The sequence below is a fragment of the Saccharothrix longispora genome (genome assembly GCF_031455225.1).
Classification (GTDB): domain Bacteria; phylum Actinomycetota; class Actinomycetes; order Mycobacteriales; family Pseudonocardiaceae; genus Actinosynnema; species Actinosynnema longispora.
This window is the reverse complement of record NZ_JAVDSG010000001.1, coordinates 4,652,571-4,671,797: the sequence shown is the minus strand read 5'-3', so window position 1 is coordinate 4,671,797 and position 19,227 is coordinate 4,652,571. Positions and strand designations below refer to the sequence as shown.

17 protein-coding genes are annotated in these 19,227 nt (G+C 73.1%); 11 read left to right on the top strand and 6 right to left on the bottom strand.

Features of this window, described 5'->3' with window-relative positions:
- The first annotated feature begins 46 nt into the window (after positions 1-46).
- The 9 genes from uvrC to J2S66_RS18830 all read left to right on the top strand — a co-directional run bounded on the left by uvrC (position 47) and on the right by J2S66_RS18830 (position 8,930).
- Positions 47-2,056 carry an excinuclease ABC subunit UvrC gene (gene uvrC, locus J2S66_RS18870; protein ID WP_310308476.1) on the top strand — a complete coding sequence of 670 codons (2,010 nt, stop codon included), beginning with the start codon at positions 47-49 and terminating at the stop codon, positions 2,054-2,056.
- A gap of 26 nt (positions 2,057-2,082) precedes the next feature.
- The gene (gene rapZ, locus J2S66_RS18865) at positions 2,083-2,940 is read left to right on the top strand and encodes an RNase adapter RapZ (protein ID WP_371320748.1); all 858 of its coding nucleotides are present in this window, start codon (positions 2,083-2,085) and stop codon (positions 2,938-2,940) included.
- Positions 2,937-3,968 (top strand): gluconeogenesis factor YvcK family protein, encoded by a 1,032-nt coding sequence (locus J2S66_RS18860; protein ID WP_310308475.1) that lies wholly within the window; start codon positions 2,937-2,939, stop codon positions 3,966-3,968. The genes rapZ and J2S66_RS18860 overlap by 4 nt, the downstream gene beginning before the upstream one ends.
- Positions 3,959-4,945, top strand: coding sequence for a DNA-binding protein WhiA (whiA, locus tag J2S66_RS18855; RefSeq protein WP_230569164.1), 987 nt, complete (start codon positions 3,959-3,961; stop codon positions 4,943-4,945). The genes J2S66_RS18860 and whiA overlap by 10 nt, the downstream gene beginning before the upstream one ends.
- Positions 4,946-5,242: 297 nt before the next feature.
- Positions 5,243-6,247: a type I glyceraldehyde-3-phosphate dehydrogenase gene (gene gap, locus J2S66_RS18850; RefSeq protein WP_310308474.1), complete on the top strand. Its 1,005-nt coding sequence runs from the start codon at positions 5,243-5,245 to the stop codon at positions 6,245-6,247.
- 22 nt (positions 6,248-6,269) lie between these two features.
- Positions 6,270-7,433: a phosphoglycerate kinase gene (locus J2S66_RS18845; protein WP_310308473.1), complete on the top strand. Its 1,164-nt coding sequence runs from the start codon at positions 6,270-6,272 to the stop codon at positions 7,431-7,433.
- Positions 7,433-8,221 (top strand): triose-phosphate isomerase, encoded by a 789-nt coding sequence (gene tpiA / locus J2S66_RS18840; protein ID WP_310308472.1) that lies wholly within the window; start codon positions 7,433-7,435, stop codon positions 8,219-8,221. Before J2S66_RS18845 ends, tpiA begins: the two co-directional genes overlap by 1 nt.
- Before the next feature lie 89 nt (positions 8,222-8,310).
- A complete protein-coding gene (gene secG, locus J2S66_RS18835) occupies positions 8,311-8,541 on the top strand; it encodes a preprotein translocase subunit SecG (RefSeq protein WP_306749171.1) in 231 nt (76 codons plus the stop codon).
- Positions 8,542-8,585: 44 nt separating this feature from the next.
- Positions 8,586-8,930 carry an RNA polymerase-binding protein RbpA gene (locus J2S66_RS18830; RefSeq protein ID WP_015103628.1) on the top strand — a complete coding sequence of 115 codons (345 nt, stop codon included), beginning with the start codon at positions 8,586-8,588 and terminating at the stop codon, positions 8,928-8,930.
- A gap of 84 nt (positions 8,931-9,014) precedes the next feature.
- Here J2S66_RS18830 and J2S66_RS18825 read toward each other — a convergent pair whose 3' ends face one another.
- Positions 9,015-9,920 (bottom strand): hypothetical protein, encoded by a 906-nt coding sequence (locus tag J2S66_RS18825; RefSeq protein ID WP_310308469.1) that lies wholly within the window; start codon positions 9,918-9,920, stop codon positions 9,015-9,017.
- A gap of 103 nt (positions 9,921-10,023) precedes the next feature.
- Between J2S66_RS18825 and J2S66_RS18820 the strand changes: the two genes are divergently transcribed.
- Both J2S66_RS18820 and J2S66_RS18815 read left to right on the top strand, forming a co-directional pair.
- On the top strand, positions 10,024-10,902 hold the full coding sequence (locus J2S66_RS18820) for a hypothetical protein (protein ID WP_310308467.1): 879 nt from the start codon (positions 10,024-10,026) through the stop codon (positions 10,900-10,902).
- Positions 10,899-12,623 carry a serine/threonine-protein kinase gene (locus J2S66_RS18815; RefSeq protein ID WP_310308466.1) on the top strand — a complete coding sequence of 575 codons (1,725 nt, stop codon included), beginning with the start codon at positions 10,899-10,901 and terminating at the stop codon, positions 12,621-12,623. The genes J2S66_RS18820 and J2S66_RS18815 overlap by 4 nt, the downstream gene beginning before the upstream one ends.
- A 35-nt stretch (positions 12,624-12,658) precedes the next feature.
- Here J2S66_RS18815 and J2S66_RS18810 read toward each other — a convergent pair whose 3' ends face one another.
- The 5 genes from J2S66_RS18810 to J2S66_RS18790 form a co-directional block, all read right to left on the bottom strand.
- Positions 12,659-13,882 (bottom strand): sensor histidine kinase, encoded by a 1,224-nt coding sequence (locus J2S66_RS18810; RefSeq protein WP_310308465.1) that lies wholly within the window; start codon positions 13,880-13,882, stop codon positions 12,659-12,661.
- Positions 13,883-14,144: 262 nt separating this feature from the next.
- Positions 14,145-14,867, bottom strand: a complete 723-nt coding sequence (pgl, locus tag J2S66_RS18805) for a 6-phosphogluconolactonase (RefSeq protein WP_310308464.1) — start codon at positions 14,865-14,867, stop codon at positions 14,145-14,147.
- Positions 14,864-16,063, bottom strand: coding sequence for a glucose-6-phosphate dehydrogenase assembly protein OpcA (gene opcA, locus J2S66_RS18800; protein ID WP_310308463.1), 1,200 nt, complete (start codon positions 16,061-16,063; stop codon positions 14,864-14,866). The genes pgl and opcA overlap by 4 nt, the downstream gene beginning before the upstream one ends.
- Positions 16,060-17,601 carry a glucose-6-phosphate dehydrogenase gene (zwf, locus tag J2S66_RS18795; protein WP_310308461.1) on the bottom strand — a complete coding sequence of 514 codons (1,542 nt, stop codon included), beginning with the start codon at positions 17,599-17,601 and terminating at the stop codon, positions 16,060-16,062. The genes opcA and zwf overlap by 4 nt, the downstream gene beginning before the upstream one ends.
- Positions 17,598-19,214, bottom strand: a complete 1,617-nt coding sequence (locus J2S66_RS18790) for a phosphoglucose isomerase-related protein (RefSeq protein ID WP_310308460.1) — start codon at positions 19,212-19,214, stop codon at positions 17,598-17,600. Before J2S66_RS18790 ends, zwf begins: the two co-directional genes overlap by 4 nt.
- Positions 19,215-19,227: the final 13 nt, after the last annotated feature.

Genomic DNA, 19,227 nt, shown 5'->3' with positions numbered 1-19,227 from the left:
AGTGGCCAGGCGATGCGCTGTCGGTGCCCGCACGTACGCTTGTCGCGTGGCCGATCCGTCGACCTATCGCCCCGCGACAGGCACCATCCCCGAAGCCCCCGGCGTCTACAGGTTCCGCGACGCCAGTGGCCGGGTGGTCTACGTCGGCAAGGCCAAGAACCTGCGGCAGCGGCTGAACTCCTACTTCGCGGACATCACGGGCCTGCACCCGCGCACCCGCCAGATGGTGACGACCGCGGCGGGCGTCGAGTGGACCGTCGTCGGCACCGAGGTCGAGGCGCTCCAGCTGGAGTACAACTGGATCAAGGAGTTCGACCCGCGCTTCAACGTCCGCTACCGCGACGACAAGTCGTACCCGGTGCTCGCGGTGACGCTGAACGAGGAGTTCCCCCGACTGCACGTCTACCGCGGCCCGCGGCGCAAGGGCGTCCGCTACTTCGGTCCCTACGCGCACGCGTGGGCCATCCGCGAGACCCTCGACCTGCTGCTGCGCGTCTTCCCCGCCCGCACCTGCTCCGCCGGCGTGTTCAAGCGGCACGGCCAGATCGGCCGGCCCTGCCTGCTCGGCTACATCGACAAGTGCTCGGCGCCGTGCGTGGGCCGGGTCAGCGCCGGGCAGCACCGCGACATCGTCGAGGACTTCTGCGACTTCCTCGCCGGCCGCACCGATTCCCTGGTCCGCCGGCTGGAGCGCGAGATGACCGCCGCCGCCGAGGACCTGGACTTCGAGCGGGCCGCCCGGCTGCGCGACGACCAGGCCGCCCTCAAGCGGGCCCTGGAGAAGCAGGCCGTCGTCCTCGGCGACGGCACGGACGCCGACGTCGTCGCGTTCGCGCAGGACGAGCTGGAGGTGTCCGTGCAGGTGTTCCACGTGCGCGGCGGCCGGGTGCGCGGCCAGCGCGGCTGGGTGGTCGACAAGGTCGACGAGACCGGCACCGCGGGCCTGGTCGACCAGTTCGTCACCCAGTTCTACGGCACCCAGGCCGAGTCGGCCGAGGTCGGCGGCGTGGAGGCGGCGCCGGTGCCGCGCGAGGTGCTCGTGCCGGAGCTGCCCGACGACGCGCCCGCCGTGGAGCGGTGGCTGTCGGACCTGCGCGGCGCGAAGGTGTCGCTGCGCGTCCCGCAGCGCGGTGACAAGCGGGCGCTGATGGAGACCGTGGAGCGCAACGCCAAGGAGGCGTTCCAGCAGCACAAGCTGCGCCGCGCGGGCGACCTCACGGCCCGGTCCGCGGCCCTCCAGGAGCTCCAGGAGGCGCTGGGCCTCGACACGGCCCCGCTGCGCATCGAGTGCACCGACATCAGCCACGTGCAGGGCACCGACGTGGTCGCCTCGCTCGTGGTGTTCGAGGACGGCCTGGCCCGCAAGTCCGAGTACCGCCGCTTCGCGATCCGCGAGGCCGCGGAGGAGGGCGACGTCGCCTCCATCGCCGAGGTGGTGCGCCGCCGCTTCCAGGCGTACCTGAAGGAGACCGCGTCCGGCGGCTCGAACCCCGGCATCGACCCGGAGACCGGTCGCCCCCGCAAGTTCGCCTACGCGCCGAACCTGCTCGTCGTCGACGGCGCCGCGCCCCAGGCGCAGGCCGCGTCCGACGTGCTGGCCGAGCTGGGCATCACCGACGTGGCCGTGGTGGGCCTGGCCAAGCGGCTGGAGGAGGTGTGGGTGCCGGGCGAACCCGACCCGGTGATCCTGCCGCGCACCAGTGAGGCCCTCTACCTGCTGCAACGCGTGCGCGACGAGGCGCACCGGTTCGCCATCGCCTACCACCGGCAGAAGCGGTCCAAGCGGATGACGGTGTCGGCCCTGGACGACGTGCCGGGGTTGGGGCAGACGCGCCGGGCCGCGCTGCTCAAGCACTTCGGCTCGGTGAAGAAGCTCGGTGAGGCGAGCATCGAGGAGATCGCCGCGGTGCCCGGAGTGGGCCGGCGCACCGCGGAGGCCGTGCACGCGACGCTGGGCGCGACCCCGTCGGGCGCGACCCCGTCGGGCGCGACCCGGCCGGACACGGCCGGCACCGAAGACGTCGGCGCAGCCGACCTTCAGAGGGAGCACACGTGAACGCACCGGCCGGCGAGAAGTCCGGCATCGAGGTAGCGGTGGTGACCGGCCTGTCGGGAGCGGGCCGCAGCACCGCCGCGAAGTGCCTGGAAGACCTGGGCTGGTTCGTGGTGGACAACCTGCCGCCCGAGCTGATCTCGACCATGGTGGAGCTGGGCGCGCAGGCCAGGGGGGCCATCACCAGGGTCGCGGTCGTCATGGACGTGCGCAGCCGCGCGTTCACCGAGGACCTCGCGGCGGTGATCAAGGACCTCGACGCCCGCGGCTACAAGCCGAAGGTGCTGTTCCTGGAGGCCACCGACGACGTGCTGATCCGCCGGTTCGAGTCGGTGCGCCGCGGCCACCCGCTCCAGGCCGACGGGCGCCTCGCGGACGGCATCGAGGCCGAGCGGGCACTGCTCACGCCGCTGCGCGAGGAAGCCGACCTGGTGCTCGACACCTCGGCCCTGTCGGTGCACCAGCTGCGCGCCAAGATCGAGGACACCTTCGGCACCGAGTCGGCGACCCGCACCCGCGTCACGGTGCTGTCGTTCGGCTACAAGTACGGCCTGCCGATGGACGCCGACCTGGTCATGGACGTCCGCTTCCTGCCCAACCCGTTCTGGATCCCCGAGCTGCGCGAGCAGACCGGCCTGGACGGCGACGTGCGCAACTACGTGCTCACGCAGGAGGGCGCGGACGAGTTCCTGGACCGCTACCACGAGCTGCTGCGGCTCATCGGCGCCGGCTACCGGCGCGAGGGCAAGCGGTACCTGACGCTGGCCGTGGGCTGCACGGGCGGCAAGCACCGCAGCGTCGCCATCTCCGAGGAGCTGGCGGGCCGGTTGGCCGCGGAGGACGGCATGGCCGTGAAGGTCGTGCACCGGGACCTGGGACGCGAGTGAGCCCGAGAGCGGTGGCGCTGGGCGGTGGGCGCGGGCTGCACGTCACGCTCACCGCGCTGCGCCGGGTGACCGACGACGTGACGGCCGTGGTGACGGTCGCCGACGACGGCGGCTCCTCGGGGCGGCTGCGCCGGGAGCTGGGCCTGCTGCCGCCCGGCGACCTGCGCAAGGCGATGGTGGCGCTGGCCTCCGACGACGAGGCGGGCGCGATGTGGTCGGCCCTGTTCCAGCACCGGTTCGGCGGCACGGGCGCGCTCGCCGGGCACGCCGTGGGCAACCTCGTGCTGGCGGGCCTGCTGGAGCAGCTCGGCGACCCGGTCGCGGTGCTGCGCGAGGCGGGCAGGCTGCTCGGCGTGCGCGGGCGCGTGCTGCCGATGTGCACCGAGCCGCTGGAGATCGAGGCCGACGTCACCGGCCTGGACGAGGACGCCGACGTGCCGCGCCGCATCCGCGGGCAGGTCGCGATCGCCACCACGCCGGGCCGCGTGCAGCGCATCCGCCTGCACGGGCCGGGCGGTCCCGGCGAGGCGCCGCGCGGCTGCCCGGACGCCGTCGAGGCGGTGCTCGGCGCGGACGTGGTGCTGCTCGGACCGGGCTCGTGGTTCACCAGCGTGCTGCCGCACCTGCTGGTGCCGGAGCTGCACGACGCGCTCGTGCGCACCCCCGCGCGCAAGGTCGTCGTGCTCAACCTCGTCCCCCAACCGGGCGAAACAGCGGGCTTTTCCCCGGAGTTGCACCTGGACGTGCTCAGCGAGCACGCACCGCGGCTGCGGGTGGACGCGGTGATCGCCGACGCGGGCGCCGTGCCCGTGCCGGACCGGCTGCGCCGCGCCGCCGCAGCTCTCGGGGCCGAAGCGCACCTCGCGCGGATCGCCCGGGAGGGCACGCCGGACCGCCACGACCCGGCCGCGCTGGCGTCGAGCATCCGGGCGGCGTTGCACGGCCCCGCCGACGGGACCACCGGGGCGTCGAGTAGAACGCTGTCGGACGACAGCGAGACCAGGGGAGGCGAGGCACCGTGGCGATGACGTCTGCGGTCAAGGACGAGCTGAGCAGGCTGGCCGTCTCCAAGACCTGCTGCCGCCGCGCGGAGGTCGCGTCGCTGCTGCGCTTCGCGGGCGGCCTGCACATCGTGGGCGGCCGGGTCGTCGTGGAGGCGGAGCTGGACCTGGGCTCGACGGCCCGACGGCTGCGCCGGGAGATCCACGAGCTGTACGGGCACCAGTCCGACGTCTTCACGATCACCTCCAGCGGCCTGCGCAAGGGCACCCGGTTCGTGGTGCGCGTGGTCAAGGACGGGGAGGGCCTGGCCCGCCAGACGGGCCTGCTGGACCCGCGCGGCCGGCCGGTGCGCGGCCTGCCCGCCCCCGTCGTGTCCGGCGGGGTGTGCGACGCGGAGGCGGCGTGGCGCGGCGCGTTCCTGGCGCACGGCTCGCTCACCGAACCGGGCCGCTCCTCCTCGATGGAGGTGACCTGCCCGGGGCCGGAGGCGGCGCTGGCGCTGGTCGGCGCGGCCCGCCGGATGGGCATCGGCTCGAAGTCGCGCGAGGTGCGCGGCGCGGAGCGCGTGGTGATAAGGGACGGCGACGCGATCGGCGCGATGCTGACCCGCCTGGGCGCGCACGACAGCGTGCTGGCCTGGGAGGAGCGGCGGATGCGCCGCGAGGTGCGCGCCACGGCCAACCGGCTGGCGAACTTCGACGACGCGAACCTGCGCCGCTCGGCCCGCGCCGCCGTCGCCGCCGCCGCCCGCGTGCAGCGCGCCCTGGAGATCCTCGGCGCCGAGGCGCCCGACCACCTGGCCGCGGCGGGCGCGCTGCGCCTGGCGCACCGGCAGGCGTCGCTGGAGGAGCTGGGCCAGCTGTCGGACCCGCAGATGACCAAGGACGCGGTCGCCGGCCGCATCCGCCGCCTGCTGGCGATGGCCGACAAGAGGGCCAAGGAACTGGGCATGCCCGACACCGAGTCGGCGGTCACCGCGGACATGCTCGAAGCCGAGGTCTGACGCGCGTACCGTCCGCGCCGCGTGACGCTCACCGACCGTGATCGCGACCGTGGTCGGGTGACGCGCGCGGCACCTTCCGTGAACTTTCCGCGAACTGACGCGGTCTGAATCGTGCCCACCTCGGTTACTTCCAAGTAACAAGGGTGACAACCTGGATTTTCTTGTTCGATAAAGAGATCCTGGTGGTGCGAGTGACCGGGACCGCACGGCGGCGGCTAGGCTGACCGTGGCTGCCTGGTCAGCCCCTGACTGCACGCCCCTGGTGTTTTCCGCCAGTCGAGATCGAGGAGACTCACCGTGACGGTTCGCGTAGGTGTCAATGGTTTCGGCCGCATCGGTCGCAACTTCTGGCGCGCCGTTCAGGCCAGCGGGCACGACATCGAGATCGTCGCCTTCAACGACCTCGGTGACGTCAACACGATGGCCCACCTCCTGAAGTACGACTCCATCCTCGGCCGCCTCCCCGGCGAGGTCGCCGTCACCGACGAGGGCATCTCCGTCGACGGCAAGGTCATCAAGGCCCTCGCCGAGCGCGACCCCGGCAAGCTGCCCTGGAAGGACCTGGGCGTCGACGTCGTCGTCGAGTCCACCGGCTTCTTCACCGACGCCACCGTCGCGCGCAAGCACGTCGACGAGGGCGGCGCCAAGAAGGTCATCATCTCGGCCCCGGCCAAGAACGAGGACCTCACCGTCGTCCTCGGCGCCAACGAGGGCCAGTACGACGGCTCGCAGACCGTCATCTCCAACGCCTCGTGCACCACCAACTGCCTGGCCCCGCTGGCCAAGGTGCTGCACGACGCCTTCACCGTCGAGCGTGGCCTGATGACCACCATCCACGCCTACACCCAGGACCAGAACCTCCAGGACGCGCCGCACAAGGACCTGCGCCGCGCCCGGGCCGCCGCGCTGAACATCGTGCCCACCAGCACCGGTGCCGCGAAGGCGATCGGCCTGGTCCTGCCCGAGCTCAAGGGCAAGCTCGACGGCTACGCCCTGCGCGTGCCCGTGCCCACCGGCTCCGCCACCGACCTCACCGTCACCGTGGGCCGCGAGACCACCGTCGACGAGGTCAACGCCGCCTACAAGGCCGCCGCGGAGGGCCCGCTCAAGGGCTACCTGCGCTACAACACCGACCCGATCGTGTCGGCCGACATCGTCACCGACCCGGCGTCCTGCATCTACGACGCGCCGCTGACCAAGGTCATCGGCAACCAGGTCAAGGTCGTCGGCTGGTACGACAACGAGTGGGGCTACTCCAACCGCCTCGTCGACCTGGTCAACCTCGTCGCCTCCAAGCTCTGAGCGAAGAGGCGGACCACTCGCTGTGAAGACTCTCGACGACCTGCTCAGCGAGGGTGTCTCGGGTCGGCGCGTCCTCGTGCGCGCCGACCTGAACGTCCCCCTCGACGGCGACCGCATCACCGACGACGGCCGCGTCCGCGCGTCGGTGCCGACGATCAAGGCGCTCGTGGACGCGGGCGCCCGCGTCCTGGTCGCCGCCCACCTGGGCCGCCCCAAGGGTGAACCCGACCCCAAGTTCTCCCTCGCGCCCGTCGCGGTCCGCCTCGGCGAACTGCTCGGCACCCCGGTCGGGATCGGCACCGGGACCGCCGGCGACGGCACCGTCGTGCTGCTGGAGAACATCCGCTTCGACGCCCGCGAGACCAGCAAGGACGACGCCGAGCGCGCCGCCCTCGCCGACGAGCTCGCCGCCAAGGCCGACGCGTTCGTCTCCGACGGCTTCGGCGTGGTGCACCGCAAGCAGGCCAGCGTCTACGACGTGGCGAAGAAGCTGCCCCACTACGCGGGCCGCCTCGTCCTCGCCGAGGTCGAGGTGCTGCGCAAGCTCACCGACGACCTCCGGCGCCCGTACGTCGTGGCCCTCGGCGGCTCCAAGGTCTCCGACAAGCTCGGCGTCATCAAGAACCTGCTCACCAAGGTCGACCGGCTCCTCATCGGCGGCGGCATGGCCTACACCTTCCTCAAGGCCCAGGGCCACGAGGTCGGCGGCTCGCTGCTCCAGGAGGACCAGGTCGAGCAGGTCGCGGGCTTCCTCAAGGAGGCCGAGGAGCGCGGCGTGGAGCTCGTCCTCCCCGTCGACGTCCTCGCCGCCACGGACTTCGCGCCCGACGCCGAGCACGAGGTCGTCGCCACCGACGCCATCCCCGCCGACCGGCAGGGCCTCGACATCGGTCCCGCCACGCGCGAGCTGTTCGCCTCGAAGCTGGCCGACGCCAAGACCGTGTTCTGGAACGGCCCGATGGGCGTGTTCGAGTTCGAGGCGTTCGCCGGCGGCACCCGCGCCGTCGCCGAGGCCCTCGTGAAGAGCGACGCGTTCACCGTCGTCGGCGGCGGCGACTCCGCCGCGGCCGTGCGCGCCCTCGGCCTCCCCGAGGACGGGTTCTCGCACATCTCCACCGGCGGCGGCGCCTCCCTGGAGTTCCTCGAGGGCAAGGAACTGCCCGGCGTGAAGGTCCTGGAGGACTGATGGCACAGCGGCAGCCCCTCATCGCGGGCAACTGGAAGATGAACCTCAACCACCTCGAAGCGATCGGCCTCGTGCAGAAGATCGCCTTCTCCCTCCCGGAGAAGTACTTCGCCAAGGTCGAGGTGGCCGTCCTCCCGCCGTTCGTCGACATCCGGTCCATCCAGACCCTCGTCGACGGCGACAAGCTCCTGCTCAAGTACGGCGCGCAGGACCTCTCGCCGCACGACTCCGGCGCCTACACCGGCGACGTGTCCGGCCCCATGCTCGCCAAGCTCGGCTGCACCTACGTCACCGTGGGCCACTCCGAGCGCCGCGAGTACCACGGCGAGGACGACGCCCTGGTCAACAAGAAGGTCAAGGCGGCGCTCAAGCACGGCGTCACCCCGATCTTCTGCCTCGGCGAGCGGCTCGACGTCCGCGACGCCGGCGGCCACGTCGAGCACTGCACCACCCAGCTCGTCGAGGGCCTCAAGGGCCTCACCGCCGAGCAGGTCGCCGGGGTCGTCATCGCCTACGAACCCGTGTGGGCCATCGGCACCGGCAAGGTCGCCTCGTCCGCCGACGCGCAGGAGGTGTGCGCGGCCCTGCGGGCCAAGCTCGCCGAACTGCACGGCGACGAGGTCGCTTCGACCGTTCGGGTGCTCTACGGCGGCTCGGTCAAGTCCGGCAACATCGCCGAGCTGATCGGCCAGAAGGACGTCGACGGTGCTCTGGTCGGCGGCGCCAGCCTGGACGCGGACGAGTTCGCGAAGCTCTGCGCGCTCGCCGCCGGCGGACCACTACCCTGATCCGGTAGACACGCATCCCACCGAGGTGGTCCACGGTCGGCAGTCGACCGGGTACTCTGTGGCGTCACCTGCCTGACAGCGAGGAAGAAATGATCCTGTTCCTTCAGATCCTGTTGATCGTCTCCAGCTTGCTGCTCATCCTGCTGGTGCTGCTGCACCGAGGGCGCGGCGGCGGTCTGTCCTCGCTGTTCGGCGGCGGTATGCAGTCGAGCCTGTCCGGTTCCAGCGTGGTGGAGAAGAACCTCGACCGGCTGACGCTGTTCGTCGGCGCGGTCTGGGTCATCGCCATCGTGGGCGTCGGTCTGCTCAACAAGCTCTGATCTGACAGACACAGGGAAACCACGTGGTGGGGGTGTGAGGGTCGATGGCTGGTGGTAACGCGATTCGCGGTACCCGCGTCGGCGCAGGCCCGATGGGCGAATCGGAGCGCGGCGAGTCCGCGCCCCGACGTCGGGTGTCGTACTGGTGCGCGAACGCGCACGAGTCTCGGCCGTCGTTCGCGGTCGAAGCGGAGATCCCCGAGAACTGGGACTGCCCCCGGTGCGGACTTCCGGCGGGGCGCGACGAGCAGGCACCCCCTGCTCCGCCGCGCAACGAGCCGTACAAGACGCACCTGGCCTACGTGAAGGAGCGGCGCTCCGACGCGGACGGCGAGGCGATCCTGGAAGAGGCGCTCACCAAGCTGCGCAAGCAGCGCGAAGAGCCCTAGTCGCTCGCGAGGACACGCGGAGGCCCCCACCGACCACCCGGTCGGGCGGGGGCCTTCGCACGTGACGGGGTGCGGCCCCCTCCCTCAGGCGTGGTCCTCCGGGGCGTGGTCCCCTTGGGCGTGGTCCCCTCGGGCGCGCCCGCCGAACACCCCGGCGAACTGCCGCCGCACCAGCACCGCGCCCACCAGCAGGAAGAACACCAGCACCACCAGCGTGGACGTCGTCCCACCCGTCGAACTGGTCAGCGCCACGTCCACGCTCCCCACCAGCACCACCCCGCAATCGGCCCGGACCACGTGCCTGCCCGGCTGGATCGTCGCGAACTCCACCCGCGCGCTGAACGTGCCCGCCCCGTCCGCCTTCGCCGTGCCCACGTCCTCGCCCAACGAGCTGAGCGACACCACCGACCCCGGCTCGCAGCCCGTGCCGGTCGCCGTCAGCGGGTCGCCCGGCTGGATGTTGTCCCGGTCGAGCGTCAACGCGCCGTCACCGTCGAACGGCGTCGTCGTCGCACCCGTGGGCGGCGGGCTGTCCGTCGTCGTCACCGGAGCGGTCGTCGTCGTGGTCGTCGTGCTCGTGGCCGAGGTGGTCGTCGTGACCGCGGTCGTCGTGGTGGTCACGAGCGGGGGAGCGGTCGTGGTCGTCGTGACCGCGGCCGTGGTCGTGGTCGTCGTGACCGGCGTGCCGGTCACCGTGAAGCCGTCCGTCGGGTACGCCGACGCCGCGCACACCGGCCGCGCCGTCACCCGGTGCGCGCCCACCGACGCCCCCGCCGGCACCGTTCCCGTCCCCGAACCCCGACCGCGCCCCGAGTGCCGCCCGCTGCCGACCACCTGCCGCGCGTCCCACAGGATCTGCACCGCGTAGTCCGAGCAGTCCGGGTCGAGGTACACACCGGACCAGCTCAGCGCGAACGTGCTGCCCACCGGACCCGACTCCGGCGACACCACCGCGACCGCCTGCTGCTGCGCCGACACCGGTCCGGCCACGAGCACCGCAACCCCACCCGCCAGGGCACCGAGTAGAGCTAGTGTTCCTGCCGATCGCATACCGACCCCCGGACCAGTCCGCGTACCACTTAGAGGTGCCCCTGTGAGACGCATTATGGGCAGCGCCGGTTCACTGCTCCTGTGCGGGATGCTCCTGGCCGCCGCCCCGGCGGTGTCCTCGGCCGCACACCCCTCGGCGCTCCCGGCGGGCGGCACCGTCACGATGCGCGCCACTGTGGACGGCACCCCGGTGGGCGAGGACGTCCTGGTGCTCGACCCGACCGCCGCGTCCCGCATCTCCGTGACCATCCACAACGGGACCGACACCGTGAAGCACGTCAAGACGGTCCGGCTGTCCGGCACGGCGCTCGCCCTGACGTTCTTCTCCTACGACACCACCGTGCCGTTCGACGTGCCGCCGAAGCAGAGCGTCACCCGGACCTTCGTCCTGGACCTGGGACAGCTCGCGGCACAGGCCACCGGGCTGCTGCCCACGACGCTGGAGGTGCTCGACGTGCGGCGCGACGTCATCGCGTCCGTCGGCGCGACCGGTGACGTGCGCGGCTCCGCGTGGTCGGTGTACGGGGTGTTCGGCCTGGCGGTGTTCGGCCTGACCGTCCTGGCGTGGACGGGCGCGCTGCTCGCCCTGGCCCGGCGGAGGCTGCCCGAGAACCGCTGGCAGCGGGCGATGCGCTTCCTGCCCGCCGGGGTGGGCACCGGCCTGGTGGCCGTCATCTCCCTGTCGGTGCTGCGCGTGGTGGCGCCGTCGCCTGCCGCGGAGATCCCGTTCATCCTCGGCGCGGCGGCGGCGGCCCTGCTGCTCGGCTACCTGACCCCGCACCCCGACGACGAACCGAACGACCTGCCGCCCACCCCGACGCGATCCCCCCGCCCCGCCGCCGACCGGTCCGACACCCGTCCCGTCCACGACCCCGAGGCGACCCAGCGCATCACCCGCCCCCTGCCGGGCGGCACGGCGTGACCGGCACCCCGCACCCGCCCTCCCCGGCCCCGCCCGCGCCGCCGAACGTCGTGGCCGCACTGCCCCAGTACGACGTGGGCGGGCAGATCGGGCGGGGCGGCATGGGCGTCGTGTACGCGGCGGTGCACCGGCCGCTGGGCCGGCCGGTCGCGGTGAAGCGCTTACCGGGGGTGCTGGCCGAGGACGCCCGGATGAGCGCCCGGTTCGAGCACGAGGCACGCCTGCTGGCCCACCTCGACCACCCGCACATCGTCCCCGTCTACGACTACGTCCAGGACCGCGGTGAACACCTGCTGGTGATGGAGAAGCTCGACGGTGGCACGGTGTGGTCGAAGTTCACGACCGAAGGTGTGACACCGGCCCAGTCGTGCGCCTTCGGCCTGGCGATGCTGGCCGGCCTGCACGCCGCCCACGGTGCCGGTGTGCTGCACCTGGACGTGAAGCCGAAGAACCTCCTCTTCACCGCCGGCGGGGTGCTCAAGGTCGCCGACTTCGGCATCTCCCAGGTGGTGAGCGAAGGAGCCACCCTGGTCACCCACGGCGGCCAGGTGCTGGGCACGCCCGCCTACCTGTCACCGGAGCAGGCGCTGGGCAACCCCCTGACCCCGGCGGCGGACGTCTACGGAGCGGGCACCGTCCTCTACGAACTCCTCAGCGGCAGGCTCCCGTTCGACACCGGAGGCGGCCCGCTGGCGATGATCCAACGGCACGTCTACCACGAACCCCGCCCCCTGACCGAGGTACCCGACCCGCTCGCGGGTGTGGTCATGCGGAGCATCGAACGGGACCCCCGCTCCCGCTACCGCAACGCGGAGACCTTCGCCGCGGACCTCGCCCAGGCCGCGGCGGACCTCTTGGGCCGGGACTGGCTCCTCCGCCTCACCACCCCCGTCCACCTGACCCCCCACGTGGCCACCGCCGCCAACCGCCCGCCCCTCCCCGCCGGCGCCACCCACCCCACGCGGCCCGTACCGCGCGAGTCCCTGGAACTCCCGGTCCGAGCCCTTCGCGACACCCGGCCCACCCCGGCGGCACCGGCGCGACCGGGCACCCACCCCCCGGTCCCGGCGGCACAGGTGCCGGCCCGCCCCGCACCCGCGCGCTGGTTCGCCCTGGCCGCGGCCCTGGCGGCGGTCCTGCTGGTCAGCCTCCCGCTGACCCTGCCGACCCGGACCCTCCCCGTGCTGACCGCGGACCTGAGCAAACCCGTCCCGGCCCCGATCGACCCCGGCACCGCCCCGGACACCCGGACACCCACCCGCCTGACGCTCACCGCGGCCGGGATCACGCTCGCCGACGTCCCGGCCGACCCCAACGCCTCGTCGCCGGTGTTCGAGCTCCCGGGCGCCGGGCGCTGGATCATCGGCGGCGCGGTGGTCGCGGCGGTGACCGCGGGCGGCGAGACGCGGGAGTACTCGCTCCAACCCACCACCCACCCGCTGATCAGCCTCATGGGCGCGGGCGGCGTGCTGCTGCTGCTGTTCACGCTCGCGTACCTGGAGTCCGCGCTGCGCGCCCTGCGGCGACGTCGCGCCGGCGCCGCGGCGGTGGTGGTGGCCGCGCCGTCGGGGTTCGGGGCGGGGGTCGCGGTGTGGCTGCTGGCCTCGGTCCTGCTCCGGCACGCGCCGGAGCTGTGGCAGGCGGTCCTGTGCGGCGGGGTCGGGGTGGTGGCGGCCGTGTGCGCGGCCGTGGCCACCCGCCGGGCCGCGGTCAGCCGGTAGTCGGTCGTGCCGGTGGTCGGGCCGGCCCGGGTGTGTCAGGTCGAGCGCGGGTGGTGCAGCGGGAACGTGACCCGGACCCGGTAGCCGCCGGAGGCGGTGTGCCCGGCTTCGAACTCCCCGCTCAGCAGCGCGGCCCGTTCCCGCAGGCCCACCAGGCCGTGGCCGCCGCTGGGGAAGGCGCCGCCGGCGTGGGGGTCGGCCGGCGCGCTGTTCTCCACCGTCACCCGCAGGTGTTCTTCCGTCGCGGTCACCCGGATGGTGGTCGGGGCGCCCCCCGCGTGCTTGCGGACGTTGGTCAGGGCTTCCTGGACCGTCCGGTAGACGGCCCCGGAGATGGGAGCGGGCAGGCCCTCCACCTCGTCCCGCACGGTCAGGGTGGTCGGGATGCCCGCGCCGGCCACCAGGGCCGGCAGGTCCTCGATCCCCGGTTGGGGGGAGTCGTCGCCGTTGGTCGTGCGCAGGACGCTGACCAGCTGGCGCAGTTCGTCCAACGTCCGGGTGCTCAGGTTCCGGATCACCCCGGCCACCTGCTGGGCGTTCGGGTCGTCCGCCGCCACCCGCAGGGCGCCCGCCTGCATCGCGATCAGGCTCACCTGGTGCGACACCACGTCGTGCATCTCGCGGGCCAGTCGGGCTCGTTCGTCGGCCCGCACGGCGTGCGCGTGCAGCACCCGCTCCCGCTCGCGGCTGACCGCCAGGTCGGCGATCTTCGCGGACAGCTCCTCACGGGCGTGGGCCAGCAGGGCGATGGCCACGGGCATCCCGGCGACCAGGCACCCGTAGATCGCGTCGTGGACGTGCGTCGACCACTCCAGCGCGCGGAACTCGTCGATCGGCCACAGGAAGAACCGGCTGAACCACACCAGCCCCGCCGCGATGAAGGTCTGCGTCGTCAGCAGCTTGCGCCGCGCCAGCGTGCCGAGCGCGATCATCGCCGCGAGCTGCGCCCACCCGGCCAGGAAACCGGGCACGGTCAGCAGCACGACCAGGAACGGGAACCGCCGGCGCAGCACCAGCGCCACCACGGACAGGATCGACAGCACGTAGTTGTACGCCTCGGCCTCGGGCACCACCCGCAGCCACACGTCCAGCGCCGCCACCACCACGGCCGCCACGTCGAAGGCCCACTGCCGGTACCGGCCGAGGAGGGCCCGCAGGGCAGCGCGCGGGACCGGTTCGGTCGGAGCACCGTCGACCCGACCGCCCGGCAGCCTCCCGACAGCGTCGCCGGACAGGGTGGGTCCTCCCGCGTCAGCCATCCGCCGGTCCTCACCGTACTGCGCCGTCATCGCGCTTGGCATGACCCGCCCTTCCCGATCACGACCCCGAGTCGGACCCGGACCAGGTCCGACTCCGCATCCTCACTCTTCGAGACAGCCTGATCACGTATACGGGACGCGGCGCGGAGGACAAAGTTGCGAGCGTGAACGTCCGCAGAGCGGACAGGGGGAGGACGAGGGCACGGACACGACTGCCGCCGAGACCCGGAGGGGGCGCGGCGGCAGTCGTGGGTGGAACGGGTCAGGGGAGCTTGGCCGCCGCGGCGGTGTCGAGCAGCCAGAGGGTCCGCGATCGGCCCACCGCGCCTGCCGCGGGCAGGTCCGCCTCGGGGGCGCCGCCCAGGCCGGTGGCGACGGCGGCGGCCTTCGCCGCACCCGTCGTCATCAGCCACACCTCGCGGGACGCGCGGATCGTCGACAGGGTGAGGCTCACCCTGGTCGGCGGCGGCTTCGGGCAGTCCCGGACGGCCACCACGGTCAGGTCGCGCTCGCGCACGGCGGGGGAGTCGGGGAAGACCGAGGCCACGTGCCCCTCCTCGCCGACGCCGAGCAGGCACACGTCGAACTCCGGCGCGGAGCCGAGCTCCTCGGCGTACGCGGCGGCGGCGGCCTCCGGGTCGTCGCCGAACCGGCCGTCCGACGGCTCCACCACGTGCGCCCGCGCGGCGGGGACGTGGTCGAGCAGCGCCTCGCGCGCCTGGGTCTCGTTGCGCTCCGGGTGCCCGGAGGGCAGGAACCGCTCGTCGCCCCACCACAGGTCGACGCGGCTCCAGTCCACCGCGTCGCGGGCGGGCGAGGAGCGCACCTGCTCCAGCACGGCGATGCCGGTCCGCCCGCCGGTGAGGACGAGCGACGCCGTGCCGCGCGCGGCCTGGGCGTCGACCAGGGCGGTCAGCAGGCGGGCGGCCGTGGCGGCGGCCAGCAGGTCGCCGTCACGGTGCACCACCACCTCGGGCACGCTCACGAGCCAGCCTTCGACTTCGACGCCTTGGTGCGCGACTTCGCGGCCTTCGGGTCGGCCGCGCCGTCGCTCTTCGCCTTCGGGGACGCAGCCTTCCGGGCCACACCCTTGGGAGCCGGGATCTTCGGCGCGGCGGCCTTCGCCGTCGCCTTCACGGGAGCCGCCTTCGGCGACGGACCGGACGAGGTCGCACCCGCGTCGGGCGTGGCCGGCGCCGCGGCGGCCGGAGCGGCGGCCGGGGCCTGCTTGCGGGCCGCCGCGGTCGACTTCACCGCGGTCCGGCCGCGCACGACCTTGCCCAGCGCCTTCAACGCCGTCTCGTACACCTCGTCCGGGTCGAGCCGCCGCAGCTCCTCCGCCAGGCAGTCCCGCAGCTGGCGGCGTTGCAGCGCGACCCGGCGCTCCGGCTGGCCCGGCTGCGACAGCGTGCCGACCTTGCCGTCCGGGCGCGCCAGCTCCACGACGCCCGACCGGCGCTCCAGCCGCACGTCCACGATGCCCTCGCCGCGCGCCGCCTTGGACCGCTTCACCGGCACCTTCAGGTACGCGGCCAGCCACGCGGCCAGCAGGTCGGTCGACGGGGAGTCGCTCTCCCCGCTCACCTCGGCCTCGGTGACCTTCTCGTACGGCGGCAGGTCGAACGCCGACGCGATCATGGCCCGCCACAGCGTCAGCCGCGTCCACGCCAGGTCCGTGTCACCGGGCGCGTACGACGCGCGCCGCTGCTCCAGCGCCTTGATCGGGTTCTTCTCGGCCGCCGCGTCGGTGATGCGGCGCTGCGCGAGCTGCCCGATCGGGTCCTCGGAGGGCACCGGAGGAGCATCGTTCGGCCACCACGCCACGACCGGGGTGTCCGGCAGCAGCAGCGGCACGACGCACGAGGCGCCCTCGTTGGCCAGCTCGCCGTACAGGCGCAGCACGATCACCTCGGACGCGCCCGCGTCGCCGCCGACGCGGATCTGCGCGTCCAGCCTCGGCGCGGCCTTGCGGGCGCCGCGGGCCACCACGATCACCCGGCACGGGTGCTCGCGGCTGGCGTCGTTCGCCGCGTCCACGGCGCCCTCGGTCTTCGCGCCGTCGTCCGTCACGATCACCAGCGTCAGCACCCGGCCGAGGGTGACCGCGCCACCCTCCTCGCGCAGCTGCACGAGCTTGCTGTTGACCTGGGACGTGGTCGTCGAGGGCAGGTCGATGATCACGGACGCCTCCAGTTCCTGCCGGTCCGCGCCAGCATCTCCTCGGCCGACACCGGGCCCCAGGTGCCCGCCTTGTACTTCTCGGGCGTGCCGTGGCGGCCCCAGTGGTCGATGACCGGGTCCAGGATCCGCCAGGACAGCTCGACCTCGTCGTTCTTGGGGAACAGCGACGGCTCGCCGAGCAGCACGTCCAGCAGCAGCCGCTCGTACGCCTCGGGGGAGGACTCGGTGAACGCGTGGCCGTAGCCGAAGTCCATCGTGACGTCCCGGACCTCCATGCTGTTGCCGGGCACCTTCGACCCGAACCGCATGGTCACGCCCTCGTCCGGCTGCACCCGCACGACCAGGGCGTTCTGCCCCAGCTCCTCGGTGGCGGTGTCGTCGAACGGCAGGTGCGGCGCGCGCTTGAACACCACGGCCACCTCGGTGACGCGGCGGCCCAGCCGCTTGCCGGTGCGCAGGTAGAACGGCACGCCCGCCCAGCGGCGGGTGTTCACCTCGCAGGTGATCGCCGCGTAGGTCTCGGTGACCGAGTCCTTCGCGAAGCCGCCCTCCTCGACCAGGCCGGGCACCTTCTGCCCGCCCTGCCAGCCACCGGTGTACTGGCCGCGCGCGGTGGTCTCGTCGTACGGCCCGATCGCCCGGGTCGCCGACAGCACCTTGACCTTCTCGGCGCGCAGGTCGCTCGGCCGGAACGACACCGGCTCCTCCATCGCGGTCAGCGCGAGGAGCTGGAGCAGGTGGTTCTGGATCACGTCGCGGGCGGCGCCGATGCCGTCGTAGTAGCCCGCGCGACCGCCCAGGCCGATGTCCTCGGCCATGGTGATCTGCACGTGGTCGACGTAGTTCGCGTTCCAGATGGGTTCGTACAGCTGGTTCGCGAAGCGCAGCGCCAGGATGTTCTGCACCGTCTCCTTGCCGAGGTAGTGGTCGATGCGGAACACCGACTCCTCGGGGAAGACGTCGTTCACGGTCTTGTTCAGCTGCTTCGCGCTGGCCAGGTCGTGGCCGAACGGCTTCTCGATGACGACCCGGCGCCACTGGCCGGGGCTGTCGGTCGGCGGCGTGGCCAGGCCGGCCCGCTTGAGCTGGTTGACGACCGTGGTGAACGCGCTGGGCGGCACCGACAGGTAGAACGCGTGGTTGCCGCCCGTGCCGCGGTCGCGGTCGAGGTCGGCCAGCGTCGTGGCCAGCGTGTCGAACGCGACGTCGTCGTCGAAGGTGCCCTGCACGAACCGCATGCCCTCGGCGAGCTGGTCCCACACCTCCTGCCGGAACGGCGTGCGCGCGTGCTCCTTGACGGCCTCGTGCACGACCTGCATGAAGTCCTGGTCGGCCCAGTCGCGGCGGGCGAAGCCGACGAGCGCGAAGCCCGGCGGCAGCAGGCCGCGGTTGGCCAGGTCGTAGATGGCGGGCATGAGCTTCTTGCGCGACAGGTCGCCCGTCACGCCGAAGATCACCAGGCCGCTGGGGCCGGCGATGCGCGGCAGCCTCTTGTCCCGCGCGTCGCGCAACGGGTTGCGCTTGAGCGGAGTGCTCACGAACCGTCCTCCTGGATTGCCTCGACGAGCTGCGCGAGCCCGGCGACGCGGTCGGTCAGGTGCAGCCGCAGCACCGGACGGCCCCGCTCGGCCAGCACCTGCCCGTCGCCGATGGCCTGGGCCAGTTGCAGCGTGCTGAGGTCGTACGGGCGCTCCGGCACGTTGAGGTGGGTCTCCGACACGCCCGTGAGCTGGAGGAACACCCCGTTCTGGTGCCCGCCCTTGTGGTACTGCCCGGTCGAGTGGAGGAACCGCGGGCCCCACCCGAAGGTGGTCTGCAGGTGCGAGCGCCGCGCCAGCTCCGGGCGGACGAGGGCGAACGAGGCGTCGTCGACCCGGTCCAGGTACGCCTGCACGGACAGGTAGCCGTGCGGGGACGAGGCGGCGACGAGCGCCGCGAGCGCGTCGGCGGTGGTCTTCACGTCGGTGGACAGCCAGCCCTCGCTCGCGTACACCTCGATCGGGCCGTCGGTGAACAGCGGCGCCGCCGACGACGAGGTGGGGGAGTCGAGCAGCGCGCGCGCCGCGTTCTTCGCCGCCTCCACGTCGGGCTGGTCGAACGGGTTGATCCCGAGCACCCGCCCGACCAGGGCGGTCGCGTACTCCCAGACCAGGAACTGCGCGCCCAGGCCGCCCTCGACGGACAGCGTGGACGAGCCGGTGGCCGGTCCGATGGCGACGGTCGTGGCGTCGGAGCCGGCGTCGACGAAGCCGGGCGCGCCCGGGCCCTCCACGACGACCGGCAGCAGGCCCGTGCCGTTCTTGCCGGTGGACTCGGCGATGAGCTGCTCGGCCCAGTCGCCGAAGCCCGCGATGCCGGAGCCGGTGTCGGCGAAGACGATCTTCTCGGCGCCCTGCGCGTGCGCCACGCCGAACGTCGCGGCCAGCACCACGGCCGGGTTGTCGGCCGAGTCGGCGGACACCAGCGGCGCGGCGGCGGCGGCCTCGTCGAGCAGCGCCGACACGTCCGCGCCGGCCAGGCCCGAGGGGACCAGGCCGAACGCGGTCAGCGCCGAGTAGCGGCCGCCCACGTTCGGGTCGGCCAGGAACACCCTGCGGTAGCCGGCCTCGCGCGAGGCCCGCTCCAGCGGCGAGCCCGGGTCGGTCACCACGACGATCCGCGACGCGGCGTCGACGCCCGCGTCGGCGAACGCCCGCTCGAAGACGCGCCGGTGGCTGTCGGTCTCCACGGTGCCGCCCGACTTGGACGACACCACCAGCACCGTCCGCTCCAGGTCGCCGGCGAGCGCGTCGGCGACCTGGCCCGGGTCCGTCGTGTCGAGGACGACCAGCGGCACGCCCGCGGTGCCGGTGATCACCTCGGGCGCCAGCGACGAGCCGCCCATCCCGGCGAGGACCACGCGGTCCACGCCCTCGGCGAGCAGCTCGTCGCGCAGCGCGGTGATCTCCGCGACCAGCGGGCGGGACGTCTCGTGCAACGTCGTCCACGCCAGGCGGATCGACGCCTCGGGTTCCGCGTCGGGACCCCACAGCGTGGCGTCGCCGGCGGTCAGCTTGCTCGGCGCCGAATCCCGGACCAGGTCACCGATGACGGTGTCGACCTGGTCCTGGTTCGGTGTGCGGACGATCTCCACGGAGATCACCTGGGTCATGTTGTCCTCGTCC

Bases quoted from the DNA above. Each gene is read 5' to 3' on its own strand.
- tpiA (WP_310308472.1), top strand. From the start codon at position 7,433: ATGGCACAGCGGCAGCCCCTCATCGCGGGCAACTGGAAGATGAACCTC.
- secG (WP_306749171.1), top strand. From the start codon at position 8,311: ATGATCCTGTTCCTTCAGATCCTGTTGATCGTCTCCAGCTTGCTGCTC.
- J2S66_RS18830 (WP_015103628.1), top strand. From the start codon at position 8,586: ATGGCTGGTGGTAACGCGATTCGCGGTACCCGCGTCGGCGCAGGCCCG.
- J2S66_RS18810 (WP_310308465.1), bottom strand. From the start codon at position 13,882: ATGGCTGACGCGGGAGGACCCACCCTGTCCGGCGACGCTGTCGGGAGG.
- J2S66_RS18790 (WP_310308460.1), bottom strand. From the start codon at position 19,214: ATGACCCAGGTGATCTCCGTGGAGATCGTCCGCACACCGAACCAGGAC.